Annotated in this window: 16 protein-coding genes; 10 read left to right on the top strand and 6 right to left on the bottom strand. The window is 31.6% G+C overall.

Features of this window, described 5'->3' with window-relative positions:
- Positions 1–6: 6 nt before the first annotated feature.
- Positions 7–969, bottom strand: coding sequence for a glycosyltransferase family 2 protein (locus tag ACI5KZ_RS08575; RefSeq protein WP_406847425.1), 963 nt, complete (start codon positions 967–969; stop codon positions 7–9).
- 38 nt (positions 970–1,007) lie between these two features.
- Complete coding sequence (locus ACI5KZ_RS08570; RefSeq protein WP_109308854.1) at positions 1,008–1,538, bottom strand: DUF4199 domain-containing protein; 531 nt, start codon at positions 1,536–1,538, stop codon at positions 1,008–1,010.
- A 179-nt stretch (positions 1,539–1,717) separates the two neighbouring features.
- Between ACI5KZ_RS08570 and ACI5KZ_RS08565 the strand changes: the two genes are divergently transcribed.
- Positions 1,718–1,969, top strand: a complete 252-nt coding sequence (locus tag ACI5KZ_RS08565; protein WP_109308853.1) for a type B 50S ribosomal protein L31 — start codon at positions 1,718–1,720, stop codon at positions 1,967–1,969.
- Between the two features lie 132 nt (positions 1,970–2,101).
- A complete protein-coding gene (locus tag ACI5KZ_RS08560) occupies positions 2,102–3,277 on the top strand; it encodes a GlmU family protein (RefSeq protein ID WP_109308852.1) in 1,176 nt (391 codons plus the stop codon).
- Here ACI5KZ_RS08560 and ACI5KZ_RS08555 read toward each other — a convergent pair whose 3' ends face one another.
- Positions 3,278–4,858, bottom strand: coding sequence for an ABC transporter substrate-binding protein (locus ACI5KZ_RS08555; RefSeq protein ID WP_109308851.1), 1,581 nt, complete (start codon positions 4,856–4,858; stop codon positions 3,278–3,280). It abuts the gene before it with no gap.
- A gap of 54 nt (positions 4,859–4,912) precedes the next feature.
- On the opposite strand from ACI5KZ_RS08555, the gene ACI5KZ_RS08550 reads away from it, so the two are divergent.
- Both ACI5KZ_RS08550 and mtaB read left to right on the top strand, forming a co-directional pair.
- On the top strand, positions 4,913–5,731 hold the full coding sequence (locus ACI5KZ_RS08550) for a T9SS type A sorting domain-containing protein (protein ID WP_109308850.1): 819 nt from the start codon (positions 4,913–4,915) through the stop codon (positions 5,729–5,731).
- A 111-nt stretch (positions 5,732–5,842) separates the two neighbouring features.
- On the top strand, positions 5,843–7,168 hold the full coding sequence (mtaB, locus tag ACI5KZ_RS08545; protein ID WP_406847424.1) for a tRNA (N(6)-L-threonylcarbamoyladenosine(37)-C(2))-methylthiotransferase MtaB: 1,326 nt from the start codon (positions 5,843–5,845) through the stop codon (positions 7,166–7,168).
- A gap of 33 nt (positions 7,169–7,201) precedes the next feature.
- Here the strand turns inward: mtaB and ACI5KZ_RS08540 are convergent, their stop codons facing one another.
- Complete coding sequence (locus ACI5KZ_RS08540; RefSeq protein ID WP_109308848.1) at positions 7,202–7,498, bottom strand: N-acetyltransferase; 297 nt, start codon at positions 7,496–7,498, stop codon at positions 7,202–7,204.
- Positions 7,499–7,618: 120 nt separating this feature from the next.
- Between ACI5KZ_RS08540 and ACI5KZ_RS08535 the strand changes: the two genes are divergently transcribed.
- Positions 7,619–8,293, top strand: coding sequence for a YqiA/YcfP family alpha/beta fold hydrolase (locus ACI5KZ_RS08535; protein WP_109308847.1), 675 nt, complete (start codon positions 7,619–7,621; stop codon positions 8,291–8,293).
- 42 nt (positions 8,294–8,335) lie between these two features.
- Positions 8,336–9,265 carry a lytic transglycosylase domain-containing protein gene (locus ACI5KZ_RS08530; protein WP_109308846.1) on the top strand — a complete coding sequence of 310 codons (930 nt, stop codon included), beginning with the start codon at positions 8,336–8,338 and terminating at the stop codon, positions 9,263–9,265.
- Positions 9,266–9,340: 75 nt separating this feature from the next.
- Here ACI5KZ_RS08530 and ACI5KZ_RS08525 read toward each other — a convergent pair whose 3' ends face one another.
- Both ACI5KZ_RS08525 and ACI5KZ_RS08520 read right to left on the bottom strand, forming a co-directional pair.
- Positions 9,341–9,913 (bottom strand): hypothetical protein, encoded by a 573-nt coding sequence (locus ACI5KZ_RS08525; protein WP_109308845.1) that lies wholly within the window; start codon positions 9,911–9,913, stop codon positions 9,341–9,343.
- Positions 9,903–10,799 (bottom strand): DUF6263 family protein, encoded by an 897-nt coding sequence (locus ACI5KZ_RS08520; protein ID WP_123808362.1) that lies wholly within the window; start codon positions 10,797–10,799, stop codon positions 9,903–9,905. The genes ACI5KZ_RS08525 and ACI5KZ_RS08520 overlap by 11 nt, the downstream gene beginning before the upstream one ends.
- A 171-nt stretch (positions 10,800–10,970) precedes the next feature.
- On the opposite strand from ACI5KZ_RS08520, the gene rpmH reads away from it, so the two are divergent.
- The 4 genes from rpmH (at position 10,971) to ACI5KZ_RS08500 (ending at position 15,508) form a co-directional block, all read left to right on the top strand.
- Positions 10,971–11,132: a 50S ribosomal protein L34 gene (rpmH, locus tag ACI5KZ_RS08515; protein WP_109308843.1), complete on the top strand. Its 162-nt coding sequence runs from the start codon at positions 10,971–10,973 to the stop codon at positions 11,130–11,132.
- Between the two features lie 109 nt (positions 11,133–11,241).
- Positions 11,242–14,094 (top strand): carbamoyl-phosphate synthase large subunit, encoded by a 2,853-nt coding sequence (gene carB / locus ACI5KZ_RS08510; protein ID WP_406847423.1) that lies wholly within the window; start codon positions 11,242–11,244, stop codon positions 14,092–14,094.
- Between the two features lie 85 nt (positions 14,095–14,179).
- A complete protein-coding gene (locus ACI5KZ_RS08505) occupies positions 14,180–14,695 on the top strand; it encodes an ankyrin repeat domain-containing protein (protein ID WP_406847422.1) in 516 nt (171 codons plus the stop codon).
- 6 nt (positions 14,696–14,701) lie between these two features.
- Positions 14,702–15,508 carry a T9SS type A sorting domain-containing protein gene (locus tag ACI5KZ_RS08500; RefSeq protein WP_165815803.1) on the top strand — a complete coding sequence of 269 codons (807 nt, stop codon included), beginning with the start codon at positions 14,702–14,704 and terminating at the stop codon, positions 15,506–15,508.
- Positions 15,509–15,582 lie beyond the last annotated feature (74 nt).

The following is a 15,582-nucleotide window of genomic DNA, read 5'->3' as shown; positions in this document are numbered from 1 at the left end:
TTACTTTTAATTAGTTTGAGGTTTCAAATTCAATTCGTCTTTAATTAAATAGCGTTTTTTGTCCTGTTTGGTTCTAAGAATGATTTCACCTAAAAATCCAGCTACAAAAAATTGGGTACCAATAATCATGGTTACTAGAGAGATATAAAATTGTGGACGTTGTGTTATTAATCTTCCAAACGGATTTAGAAACAATTTATCAATACCGAGATATATAGCAAAAGCAAAACCTATGGTAAACATTAAAACACCAAGAGCACCAAATAGATGCATAGGTCTTCTGCCAAAACGTGATAAGAACCAAATGGTAATTAAGTCTAAAAAACCATGAATAAACCGATCCATCCCAAATTTAGTAACACCATATTTTCTAGCTTGATGTTGTACAACTTTCTCACCAATATTGGTAAAACCAGCATTTTTAGCTAGAACAGGAATGTATCTATGCATTTCACCATTCACATCAATGTTTTTAACAACATCTTTGTGATAAGACTTTAAGCCACAATTGAAATCGTGAAGTTTAACACCTGAAGTTTTTCGTGCAGCATAATTAAACAATTTGGAAGGAAGATTTTTAGAAATAACTGAATCGTAGCGTTTCTTTTTCCAGCCGGAAACCATATCGTATTTTTCTGAAACAATCATGTTGTAAAGCTCGGGTATTTCTTCAGGATTATCTTGAAGATCTGCATCCATAGTAATTATAACATTGCCTTGTGCTTTATCAAATCCAGCATGTAAGGCTTGAGATTTTCCAAAATTCTTTAAAAAGCGAATGCCTTTTACATTGGTATCTTTTTCCGATAATTGAATGATAGTTTTCCAAGAATCATCAGTACTACCATCGTCGATAAAAATGATTTCATAAGAAAAATGATTGGATTGCATAACCTTTGCAATCCAATCATGTAACTCGTTTAATGAGTCCTGTTCATTAAGTAGTGGTATAACTACTGATATATTCATGTATGTGTTTTATAAATCGCTTTACAAAAATAGAGAATTTATTCAGTTTCAGGATTGTTTTTCTTGACTATTAAAGCTACAATAAGCCCAAAGATGCAATAAAACAAAAGTCTCCAAACAAACGCTTTTAATTGTTCAATTAACGCAAAATTGTTTTTCTTTTCTGCTTCCATAAGTGCATTTTGAATGGTTTCTTGCGGTGCTCCAAATCCTTCCATAGCTTCTTTTGTCATGATAAGAATTTGTTCGTTTAAATAAGTTGCAGCATCAGGATCCACAAATGTAAAAATAACAATTCCAATAATTGTTGAAATAAAACTTCCAACTGCAATAGTAATAAAATAAGCACTAAAAGCTTGTTTAAAGCTAAGGAAACCTTGTTGTTGTTGCTTGACTTTTATTGCAGAATAAACTCCAATACCAAGTGCTAATAAAAATAAAATAATCCCTACCCACCATTTGGTGAAAAGATCTAGATTTATAGCGTACATTAGCACTGTAATAACAGATAAAATAAGACCTAAAATTAGACCATTATTTATAGATAGCGATTTTAAGGTTTTTTCCATTTTTAATATAGTTTTGTTAGTTAAAGTTATAGTAAGTTAGTAAACAAATATAGGAAAACGTTACAGCTTATTTTTGAAAAATAATAAAACTTAAAAAAATAAAAACAAAAGTATTGTTCATTTGTAAAAAATTCTTAAATTTGCACCTCGAAAATAGAATACAATAAAAGCGATTAGCGATGAAAAAAGATATACATCCAGAAAATTATAGATTAGTAGCCTTTAAAGATATGTCGAATGAAGATGTGTTTTTAACTAAATCTACTGCTAATACAACTGAAACTTTAGAAGTTGATGGTGTTGAATATCCATTAGTGAAAATGGAGATTTCTAGAACATCTCATCCATTTTACACTGGTAAATCTAAATTGGTAGATACTGCTGGTCGTATTGATAAATTCAAAAACAAATACGCTAAATTTAAAAAATAATTTAGCTCGACTATATTATACAAAAGCCTTCAGATTTTTCTTGAAGGCTTTTTTTTGTTTCTATATTTACCTTACTTTTGAATTGATTAACTCTAGGTTTTCATTTTATAAAGCTATAAACACCAATGTCTCATGAATTACATTCTCTTTGATGGTCCTTCTCGAAATAATTTGTTGCCATTTACATATACGCGACCAGTAGCAGATATAAGAATTGGTATTTTAACCATTAGAGAAAAGTGGGAAGCCTATTTAGAGTTTACAACTACTACGGTCACTGAAGATTATTTGTCTGATAAGTATCCCATGGTTGAAATGGATGAAAACATCATGATAAATGCTTCTTTTTTGCCAAATTTGGAATTAGCTGAAATGGTTAAAAGCTTAGAAAGTAATCAAGCTATTTTTAAAAATGAAGATGTTATTGCTTTCTTTACTAAAGACACTCAAGAGGACATAGATTTAGATACATACGAAGCTATCGAATATCATGACCATGTGTTGAGAATTGAACACACTTGGGATATCTTCTCAAAAAATGGTGAAGCTATTCAAGAAGATTTTGAGTTATTAACAAACAATAGGAGGTCGCAACCTATACCTATAACGGTTAATACTATTAATGCAGAATCTATTTTTATTGAAGAAGGCGCTAAGCTAAATTTTGCCACTTTAAATGCCACAAATGGTCCCATTTATATTGGTAAAGATGCCGAAATAATGGAAGGGAGCATTATTCGAGGTCCTTTTGCCTTGTGCGAGCATGCAACAGTGAAAATGGGAGCTAAGATTTATGGACCAACAACTGTTGGGCCTTTTAGTAAAGTAGGAGGAGAGGTTACAAATTCAGTTGTTTTTGGGTTTTCAAACAAAGGTCATGATGGGTTTTTAGGAAACTCCGTTTTAGGCGAATGGTGTAATCTTGGAGCAGATACCAATAATTCTAATCTTAAAAATAATTATGCTGAAGTAAGGCTTTGGGATTACCAAACAGAAAGTTTTGCAAGAACTGGTTTGCAGTTTTGCGGACTCATGATGGGAGACCATAGCAAATGCGGAATTAATACCATGTTTAATACAGGAACAGTTGTTGGTGTAAGCGCCAATATTTTTGGAAGTGGTTTTCCTAGAAATTTTGTTCCAAGTTTTTCTTGGGGAGGAAGTTCTGGTTTTACAACTTATTTAACTAAGAAAGCTTTTGAGGTGGCTAATGTAGTGATGTCTCGAAGAAATTTAGAATTTACGGAACAAGATGCTGCTATTTTAGAGCATATATTTGAGGAAACAAAAAAGTTTAGGAGTACTTAATTAATTCTTTTTTACTTGTTTTAGCTCCAATAAATTAATTGGATTAATGCCAAGCCCTTCAATGTTTTTTCTAGTAAACCGTACGACTTCATCATAAAACAAAGGTACAATAGGGGCTTCTTGCATAATAAGGCTATCCATTTTTGTATATAACATTTCTCTTTGCCATGTGTTTGTTTCGGTAAATGCTTGTTGATACCACAAATCGAACTGGTTGTTTTTAAAATGTGTGTAATTAGGCCCATTTGGAGCAAAATTCTTACTGTAATATAAAGATAAATAATTTTCAGCATCTGGATAATCGGCAACCCAACTGGCTCGAAACATATCTAATTTGCCATTAGCTTTAGCATCTTTTAAAGTGGCAGCAGGAATAACATCAACATAAACTTGAAGTCCAATTTTTTGCAATTCACGTTGAATAAATTCACAAAAACTCAAATAATTACTTGTAGTTGTAATTGTTATTTCTGGATTTTGAATATTAGTCTCTTTTTTAAACTGTTCAATTAGTTGCTTAGCTTTTTCTGGTTGATACGTGAAACCAATAGACTCATCATAACCAGGTAGTCCTTTTGGGATAAAACCACCATTTGCGGGAATACCAATGCCATTGCGAAGATAAATCATCATTTTTTTTCTATCAAAACCATAATTTACGGCTTTTCGGATGAGTGAAGATTGAATTTCTGGAATTTTAGAATCCATTAAAAAAGCTAAGTACTCCGTGTTTAAATAAGGGCTTCTTAACATGTTCACATCTTTCGAATACGAATTTCTAAGCTGTCCATTAGCTGTTAGAATTTCATCTTTATAAGATGCATCTAAGCCAGAAACATAATCAATATTTCCTTGGGCAAATTGAAGAAATTCACTTTGTTTATCTGGTAAAAAAGTAATGGCTACAGCTTCTAAATAAGGGAGCTGATGTCCTTGATGATCATTTTCGAAATAATTATTATTTTTTCTAAAAACTAACTTGATGTTTTCTTCCCAACGCTTAAATTTAAAAGGTCCAGTGCCAATTGGATTCGAACGAAAATCACTCTTATAATGTTCTACAATTTCTTTAGGAACTACAGAACAATATTTCATGGTCAATAGTCCTAAAAATGCAGGAAATGGTTGTTTTAATTTTATCTGAAATGTGGAATCGTTTACTGCTTTATAGGAGTCTACTTTATTCAATACCCAGCTTCCAGGAGAGGCTAACTTTTTGTCAATTAACCTATTAAAGCTAAATTCAATGTCGCTTGCTTTTACAGTTCTTGTAGAATCTTTTCCAAATAATGAATGCTTATGAAAAGATACATCATTTCTAAGTGTAAAAGTATAATTAAGGGCGTCTTCAGAAATTGTCCATTTTTTAGCTATGCTTGGTTTCACATTTAAACTGGTGTCCATTTGCACCAAACCATTAAATAATTGATTGATAGCCCAAATATCTGCATTGTCTTTTGCAAAAGCCGGATCTAATGAGCCAATATTTTTATGTTCGTTATATCGAAAAACTGCTTCAAGGTCTTTATTATTATCAGAACAGCTAATTAGAAGTATGAAAACTAAGTATTTAAATTTCATTTATAATTAAAAAGGTTTATATTTATTCGTTATTAACATAGAAAATTTAAAATTATGAAAAAAAATTACATTCTAGTTTTATTAAGCATTTTGTTTGGATACACTACAAATGCACAAATTACATTAACTCAAAATACGGACAATATTATTACTGCTACAAATAGTGTTGCTTGTCCTAGTGGAGATAATCAGCAGGCTAGATTATTTGATTTGGCAAGTTTTGGTATTAACTCAGACTTTGAACTAACTAGTGGAGAAATTGGAGTTCAATCTGTTTCAGCAACCTTTGATGTAACTGTTAATGTGTATGATAGTAATGCTTCTTTTCCTACAGGGTTCCCAGGAACTTTATTAGGAAGCCAAGTTGTTACTATACCTTTGGGATCTGACGAAACTATAGTGAGTTACAATTTTTCTCCTTCAATTACCATTCCAGCTTCTTCTACGCATGTAGTTATAGAAATCGCTCAATCTGATACTACTGGATGGTTTATTGGTGGAACAGCAAACGAAACGGCTAATTCCTTTGTTAAAAGTGGAACATGTGGTATAACTACCTATGTTACAACAGATTCTATATCTTTTCCAGATGCACATTATTATATTACAGTATCTGGTGATTTATTAAGTGTAGAAGAATATGATTTAGATAAAATGTCAATTTATCCAAACCCAGTTGTAAATGAACTTCATATAGACCTACATGATTCAATAAAAGTGGTTAATGCCAAGTTGTATTCAATAACAGGACAAGTAGTTTTACAAATTCAGAATAAAAAAGATATTGATGTTTCTGGTTTAAATCCAGGTGTTTATTTATTAAAAATTGAAACTTCAGAAGGTAGTATTACTAGAAAGATTGTGAAATCTTAAAACAGATATTTTATTTTTATTAAATAAAAAAAGAGCGCTTTAAATGGTTAAAGCGCTCTTTTTCATTAATTTTGCAATCATATTTTTATTAAGGAAAAAATCGAAATGTTAATGAGAAAAAAAGTCGCATTTTACACGTTAGGCTGTAAGCTGAATTTTTCAGAAACATCAACCATAGCTAGAAATTTTCAAGACGAGGGATTTGAGCGTGTTGATTTTACTGAAGTTGCTGATATTTATGTTATTAATACCTGTTCTGTAACCGAAAATGCAGATAAACGATTTAAATCTATAGTTAAAAAATCTCAAAAATTAAACCCAAATGCTTTTGTGGTTGCTGTTGGCTGCTATGCTCAGCTAAAACCACAGGAATTAGCAGATGTAGAAGGTGTGGATTTGGTTCTTGGAGCCACAGAAAAATTCAAAATTACAAGTTATATAAACGATTTATCTAAAAATGATTTAGGCGAAGTACATTCTTGCGAAATAGAAGAAGCTGATTTCTATGTAGGAAGTTATTCTTTTGGAGATAGAACAAGAGCCTTTTTAAAAGTACAAGATGGTTGCGATTATAAATGTACTTACTGTACCATTCCTTTAGCTAGAGGAATCTCTAGAAGCGACACATTAACTAATGTACTTAAAAATGCCGAAGAAATATCTAAAAAGGATATTAAAGAAATTGTTTTAACTGGTGTTAATATAGGCGATTATGGCAAAGGCGAATTTGGTAATAAAAAACATGAACATACTTTCTTGGATTTGGTAAGGGAGCTAGATAAAGTTAATGGTATTGAAAGGTTGCGTATTTCCTCTATAGAACCTAATTTGTTAAAAAATGAAACCATAGATTTTGTGTCTAAAAGCGATACTTTTGTGCCACATTTTCATATTCCCCTGCAAAGTGGAAGTAATAAAATATTGAAGCTTATGCGAAGACGATATATGAAAGAATTATATATCGATCGTGTTAATAAGATTAAAGAGGTCATGCCACATGCATGTATAGGAGTTGATGTTATTGTTGGTTTTCCAGGAGAAACAGACGATTTGTTTCTGGAAACCTATAACTTTTTAAACGATTTAGATATTTCTTACCTGCACGTTTTTACTTATTCTGAAAGAGACAATACTTTGGCAGCAAGCATGGACCAAGTTGTGCCAAAAAGAGTGCGAGCAAAAAGAAGTAAAATGTTAAGAGGTTTATCGGCTAAGAAAAGACGAGCTTTTTATGAAAGTCAGATAGATACAAAGCGTAAAGTTTTGTTTGAGAGCGAAAATAAAGAAGGCTATATTCAAGGTTTTACTGGAAACTATGTAAAAGTTAAAGCCCCATGGAATCCAGAATTAGTAAATTCGTTACATGAAGTTGAATTGACTAAGATTGATGAAGATGGTCTGGTAAGATTAGAGTTTGTAAAAGAATTAGCTGTATAAAAAAATCCGAAGTTTTAACTTCGGATTTAATTTTTATATTCTAACACCTACTGGAAGCATGCGTTTATATTTTCTGTTTTTTCGAACAAATTTCGCAATTTCAGGACTCGTAGGAACGACACTTAAATTACGATCTGCAATATTTTGAAAAACGACAACTAGAAATTCTTTTTCAAATTCCTCCGTATTAATTTCATCTGGAATTATAAGTTTCGTTAAAAATATCTTTCGTTCTTGTAATGAATACTCAATCTTAGCTAAATGTTCATCAATTTTTAATTCATACTGACGTAAAAAGTCATTATCCACAAGTTCAGATGCTTCAATCATAATAAGAAAATTTTTTATTTAAAAGGAATTTTAGGAGTCGGTGCTATTTTTCAATAGTTTTGTCATGCAAATTTACGAAAAATTATTGTAAAAAATCATTATTCACCTACTTAAAAGCTTATGAGTCAAGATATCATACATGTTTATTTTGTTCCTGGAATGGCTGCAAGCCCATTGATCTTTGAGAACATTAAATTACCAGAGAATCAATTTGAAATGCACATGCTTGAATGGCTGATACCTTCTGAAAATGAGTCTATTACTCATTATGCAAAACGAATGGTAGAAAACATCAAACATGATCATGTTGTGTTAATTGGTGTTTCTTTTGGTGGAATTATGGTACAAGAAATGAGTAAACACTTAAACTTAAAAAAACTAATTGTAGTTTCTAGCGTGAAAACGAAGCATGAGTTTTCAAAACGGATGAAACTTGCCAAAATAACAAAAGCTTATAAAGTCATGCCAACTAGTTTAGCGAGTAATGTAGATGCTTTAGCAAAATTTACATTTGGTAATACAATAAAAAAACGCGTTGCTTTATACAGAAGATATTTATCTGTTACTAATAAACAGTATTTAGATTGGGCTATTAAGCAAGTAATATGCTGGGATCAAGATAAACCAATACCAGAAGCTATTCATATTCATGGTGAAAAAGATGCTGTTTTTCCTCACAGATGTTTGGGAGAATGTATAACTGTAAAAGGTGGGACTCATATCATGATTATTAATAAATATAAGTGGTTTAATGAAAATTTGCCAAAATTAATTTTAGATGAAAAATTGGCTTAGAAATTGCTGTATATTTTATAAATTTATAAAAACTATTTAAAGATGAAATGGGTTAAGAATGTGTTTGCTTTTTTTGGGTTATTATGCTTGACAATGTTATTTGTTTATGCCATGCAAGATGCGCCAACAGACGAGAATTTTGAAAAGAAATTAATTAACGATTATAATGTTTATGCGCTTCAAATTCCAGACCATTTGGATTTTGCAGGAGAAGCTTTGCCTTTAGGAGATCCAGATATTTATGAGCGTATGGATAGAGAGTTGTTGGTTAATACCTATTGGCAATCTAACGGATTGTTAATGTTTAAACGTGCACATAAATATTTTCCTGTAATAGAGCCGATTCTTAAAAAACATGGTATTCCAGACGATTTTAAATATTTAGCTGTTATTGAAAGTGGATTAATGAATGTAGTGTCTCCAGCAGGAGCAAGAGGAGTTTGGCAAATAATGCCAAGTACAGGAAGAGAATATGGATTGGAAATAAACGACAATGTCGACGAGCGTTATCATTTAGAAAAATCTACAGAAGTGGCTTGTGAGTATTTAAAGAAATCTAAAGAACAGCTGGGTTCTTGGACTTTAGCAGCTGCAGCTTATAATGCAGGAAATGCAGGAGTTTCTAGAAGGTTAGACGAACAAGGAGTAAAAGATTATTACGATTTACTGTTGGGTGAAGAAACTGGAAGATATTTATTTAGAATAGTCGCTTTAAAAGAGATTTTGGCTCATCCAGACAAGTATGGTTTTAATTTTAGAGAAAAAGATTTATATACAGAAGTGCCAACTTATAAGGTTGCAGTTGATACAGCTGTAACAGATTTTTCAGCTTTTGCAAAAGGTTTTGACATTAATTACAAAATACTAAAAATTCATAATCCTTGGCTTAGAGAACCAAAACTTAACAACAAATCCAGAAAACAATATTTTATTGATATTCCAAAAGAAGGGTATTATAAAACAAACCCTTAAATAATTTTAAATTAGAGATAAAAAAAGCTTAACTTTTAAAAGTTAAGCCTTTTTTTTTGCCTTTTAATAAGATCATTACCTGCGTTTTCCTGCTCTTTGTTGTTTATGGCCTCCAAAATGCTGATTAGGCATTTGTGCTTTTTTCATGTTATCTTTCATCATTTTAATTTGTTCAGTCAACATGTTTCTTTTATCAAGTGCTTGAGCTTCATTCAAAAGAATTTTAGCCTCATTTTTTCGTCTTTTGCTAAATGCAATTCCCGCAAGATTTAATTTAGCCATGGCCATATCATGATCCATAGATAAACCTAAAGTTACAGCTTTCTTGAAATATTTCTCAGCTTCATTCATGTTGTCTTGAGAAACCATTATTCCATGAAGGAAATTAAAATAACCTTGTTGTTTTTTTACTAAAGCACCTTCAGGATTTTTAATTCTGTTTAACCATTTTTTAGCTCCATTAAAATCTTGCTTACGCAAACGTAAAAATGCTATTAATATGATTTCGTTTTTAAAATATAGAAAAATAAAAATTGAAGATAGTAATAGATACATAATTCCATTACCTATAAAACCTTCAGTGAATTGGTAAATAGCATACGCGATTATGAGTCCTGCAATAATTAATTTAAATACTTTATTGTACATGTTTTTTAATTTTATATGTTGATTTAGATTTGATAGTTGTTGGTATTTTTACATCATTCATTTGTTTCATAACCGTCGATCCCGTTGTGTTTGAAGTGACTGTAATGAGTTCTGCAAATCCCGTTTTTTTGTTGGCAATAACATGGGTGTTTTGGGTTCCTTTTAACGACATGATATGAGAATCTTCTTCAGTAATCATTGTCACAATGCTTTTTGCAGTCAACTCAATATTTTTGTCCCAATTTATTAATGTCCAGTTATTCTCAGCATTCAGGTCTCCAGAATAATGGTTTATCCAAGAATCTCCTGTCATTACTTTTTTAGTTGGATAAATAAAAGTTAATTGTTCAAAACTTCTGGCTAGACTCTCATTACCAAATTCTTTTTTCATGGCTTCTACCATGAGTTCTTTTGTAAACTCATCGGTAATTCCAGCATCTGTAATCATTTTGTTAATCATGGCTTCTGTGCCAGAAATTTTAATGATTTCCCCCGTTTTTAACATGTCCATTTGTAAGGTGGATTTTGTTAATCCTGAAAATATTTTTGCCTCTAAATTGTCGTCTATTACGCTGTTTTTAGTGTCAATATTTATTAACTCTCCATAAATATTTGATGTTGTTACTAATTTAAACCTATTAAATTTAAAATTAATGACATAAGAACTGTCAGTAATTTCTGTAACAATAAATGTGAAATCACCTTCTAAATGATTGTTCATTTCATGTTTAGAATCATCCATGTCTTGAACAATATCCTGATTAGATATCTGCGTAACTCCCATGTTATCACCTATATTAAGCTTGTACTCTAACGTATTTTGACTTGATAGAATACTTGATATAAGTAAAAAGAAACAAGTTATTTTTAGAACGAATCGGTTCATGAAACAAGGTTTGATTTTGGAGTACAAAGAAACTAAATTTTTATTGAAAAAATATTTTTAAAATAAGGTTTGTGAAATAAAAAAGGCTTTGTATATTTGCGCTCAGTTTTAGACAAAGAGATAGAACAGATTATTTTAGTTATAATAAGAAGATTTTAAAAACATAAGACAATGCCAAAAAGAACATTTCAGCCATCAAAGAGAAAGAGAAAAAATAAACATGGTTTTAGAGAAAGAATGGCTTCTGCCAATGGTAGAAAAGTTCTAGCTCGTAGAAGAGCTAAAGGAAGACATAAAATATCTGTATCTTCTGAAGCAAGACATAAAAAATAATGATTAACAATTGTTGATATATAAAAGGTGTTACTTAACGGTAACGCCTTTTTTTATATCTGATATTTATTAATTTTGCAAACACATTATAACCACATAAAATTTAAAAATGCCTAAAAATTCAAACCTTAAATCTATCTTAATTATTGGTTCAGGGCCAATAGTCATTGGTCAAGCATGCGAATTTGATTATTCTGGAACTCAAGCATTAAGATCCTTAAGAGAAGATGGAATTGAAACCATTTTAATTAATTCTAACCCCGCAACAATTATGACAGATCCTTCTATGGCAGATCATGTATACTTGTTGCCTTTAACCACTAAGTCTTTAGTTCAAATTTTAAAAGAGCATCCTCAAATAGATGCTGTTTTACCAACAATGGGAGGACAAACAGCTTTAAATTTATGTATTGAGGCAGACGAAAAAGGTATTTGGGAAGATTTTGGAGTTCAAATAATAGGAGTCGATATTGATGCTATTAATATTACTGAAGATAGAGAGCAGTTTAGAGAATTAATGCTAAAAATTGGTATTCCAATGGCACCTCAGGCTACGGCAACGTCATATTTAAAAGGTAAAGAAATAGCTCAAGAATTTGGTTTTCCTTTAGTTATTAGAGCATCGTTTACTTTGGGTGGAGCAGGAGCTTCATTTGTGTATAAGGAAGAAGAGTTTGATGAATTATTAACTCGTGGATTGGAAATTTCCCCTATTCATGAAGTCATGATTGATAAGGCTTTAATTGGTTGGAAAGAATACGAGTTAGAGCTATTACGTGATGCTAACGACAATGTTGTTATTATCTGTTCTATTGAAAATATGGATCCTATGGGAATCCACACTGGAGACTCTATAACCGTTGCTCCAGCCATGACATTAAGTGATAGAACCTACCAAAGAATGCGTGATATGGCAATCCATATGATGCGTAGTATTGGTGATTTTGCTGGAGGTTGTAACGTGCAATTTGCTGTTAGCCCAGATGAGAACGAAGATATCATTGCTATTGAAATTAATCCTCGTGTGTCTCGTTCTTCAGCTTTAGCAAGTAAAGCGACAGGATATCCTATTGCAAAAATTGCAGCTAAATTAGCTATTGGTTATCATTTAGATGAATTAGATAATCAAATTACTAAATCTACATCTGCATTATTTGAGCCAACATTAGATTATGTGATTGTGAAAATTCCTCGTTGGAATTTCGATAAATTTGAAGGAAGTGATAGAACACTTGGTCTTCAAATGAAATCTGTTGGAGAAGTAATGGGTATTGGACGTTCGTTTCAAGAAGCTCTTCATAAAGCTACACAATCTCTAGAAATAAAAAGAAACGGTCTAGGAGCAGATGGAAAAGGCTATAAAGATTACGACCAGATTATTAGCAAACTTACTTATGCTAGTTGGGACAGAGTCTTTGTAATTTACGATGCCATCCAAATGGGAATTCCTTTAAGCCGAATTCATGAAATTACTAAAATAGACATGTGGTTCTTAAAGCAATACGAAGAATTATACTTGCTTGAAAAAGAGATATCCACATTTAAAGTAGATACCATTCAAAAAGATTTATTGTTGGAGGCTAAGCAAAAAGGTTATGGAGACAGGCAAATTGCTCACATGCTAAATTGTTTAGAAAGTCAGGTATACAACAAGCGTGAAGAGTTAGGTGTAAATCGTGTTTATAAATTAGTAGACACCTGTGCTGCCGAATTTAAAGCTCAAACACCTTATTATTACTCAACGTTTGAAAGCGATGTTGAAACAACAGATGGAAAACGTTTTGCTGCTAATGAAAGCGAGGTTTCAGATAAGAAGAAAATTATCGTTCTTGGTTCTGGTCCAAATAGAATTGGTCAAGGTATCGAGTTTGATTACTGTTGTGTACATGGTGTTTTAGCAGCTGCTGAATGTGGTTACGAAACCATCATGATTAACTGCAACCCTGAAACGGTTTCTACAGATTTCGATACAGCTGACAAATTATATTTTGAACCAGTTTTCTGGGAACATATTTACGATATTATTAAACATGAGAAGCCAGAAGGCGTTATTGTGCAACTTGGTGGACAAACTGCATTAAAACTTGCAGAAAAGTTAGACAGATACGGAATTAAAATTATTGGAACCACTTATCAATCTTTAGATTTAGCTGAAGATAGAGGTCTTTTTTCAAATTTACTTAAAGAAAATAATATTCCTTATCCAGAATTTGATATTGCAACAACAGCAGACGAGGCTGCAGCCATTGCGGATGTTTTAGACTTTCCAATATTAGTAAGACCATCTTATGTCCTTGGAGGTCAAGGCATGAAAATTGTAATTAATAAACAGGAATTAGAAGAACATGTTGTCGATTTATTAAGACAAATGCCAGGAAATCAATTATTGTTAGACCATTATCTAGATGGTGCAATCGAAGCAGAAGCAGATGCTATTTGCGATGGTGAAAATGTGTACATTATTGGTATTATGGAACACATAGAACCTTGTGGAATTCACTCTGGAGATAGTAATGCAACTTTGCCACCTTTTAATTTAGGTGAATTTGTGTTGCAACAAATTAAAGACCACACACACAAGATTGCTCTTGCATTAAACACCGTTGGATTGATAAATATTCAATTCGCAATAAAAGACGATATAGTTTATATTATTGAAGCCAATCCAAGAGCTTCAAGAACAGTACCATTTATCTCTAAAGCTTATGGAGAACCATATGTGAATTTTGCAACAAAAGTGATGTTGGGAGAGAAGAAAATAACTGATTTCAACTTCAACCCACAACTCAATGGTTATGCTATAAAACAACCTGTTTTCTCTTTCAATAAATTCCATAATGTAAATAAACAATTGGGTCCAGAAATGAAAAGTACTGGAGAAAGTATTTTGTTTATTGAAAGCTTAAAAGACGATGAGTTTTATAATTTATATTCAAGACGTAAGATGTATTTGAGCAAATAGAGGTTTTATTCGATAAAACGTATCTTATAATTTATTAATAATTATTACTTTAGCTACTTAAAATCAAAAATATTAAATGTATCAGTTGCGATTATTATTAGTTGGATGTATCTTTATGTCTTTAACAGTATCTTCTCAAAATAATATTTTTGATGTAGCTCGTTCTGGAACTGTTGAAGATGTTAAGCAATTAATGTCCATCAATCCAGATACTATTAATAAAGTGAATAATCGAGGTTATTTGCCTTTAACATTAGCATGTTATAAAGGAAATGAGGCTGTTGGATTGTATTTAATTGACCAGGTTAAAGAGGTTGATGGTGACAGTAAATACGGCACACCATTAATGGCAGCAGTTTTTACTGGGCAAGTTGCTTTAACTCAGGCTTTATTAGAAAAAGGAGTAAACCCGAATATTCCTGATGCTAATAAAACAACCCCTTTGCATTATGCTGTTTTAAATAAAAACGAAGCCATAATTAAATTATTATTAGAAGCAAATGCTGATAGAACGTTAAAAGATAGTCGAGACAAAACTGCTTTAGATTATGCTTTAATGGATAGTAGTAATCCAACAATTATAGAATTATTAGAAAAATAAATGATTATGAAAAAAATTACTTTTTCCTTAATAGGAATTTTTACATTAATAACCTCTCTTTCTTTTAGCCAGACTTACTCTACTGGAGTGATTGAGCTAATTAATGATGAAGACTATTTATATACAGCACAAATAGAAGTTACAACCTCTTTGGTAACATTAACTTTAAGCGGACCAGATAATAAGTATTTAGGTTTAGGTTTTGATGCCATGACTATGTCTGCTGGTAGAGATGTTGTTATTTGGTTAAATGATGGTGAGTTTAAGTTAACCGACAGATATTTTGGATATCCTGGTCAACCAGATGGACAAGTAGCTACAGGTATTATACCTACCTTGGATACCGAACAAGATTGGACTATCGTTTCTAATACAACTACTGGCGGACAAAGAAATGTGGTAGCAACTAGATTGCCAGATACTGGAAATCCTAACGATTATGTGTTTTCTGCATCTGCTAGTTCTATCGATTTAGTTTGGTCTTTTGAAGCTAGTTTGGGATATGTTTTAGCATGGCATGGAGAAAATGTTGGAATTACTAGAGAGTCTTTTACTTTAAGTGCTCCTACTTTTACTAAAGCAGATTTTACAATCTATCCAAACCCAGGAAGAACACATCTTAATATAAATTTACCAGAATACAGTACAGACGCTCGCGTAGAAGTTTTAGATATTTTAGGTAAACAAATATATACAAGTGCATTAAGTTCTTTAAACAATAGAGTTTCAGTTTCTAAATGGCACTCTGGTGTTTATTTAGTAAGAGTGACTCAAGAAAACCAAGTAGTAACAAAACGATTTATAAAACAGTAGTTTTTTTATCCTTTAGAGCATAGCGAAGAATCTGTTAAATAAAATAGATTCTTCAGTCGTGCCTCCTTTAGAAT

The organism is Xanthomarina sp. GH4-25 (assembly GCF_045363175.1).
Lineage (GTDB): Bacteria > Bacteroidota > Bacteroidia > Flavobacteriales > Flavobacteriaceae > Xanthomarina.
This window is presented reverse-complemented; position numbering and strand designations above follow the sequence as displayed.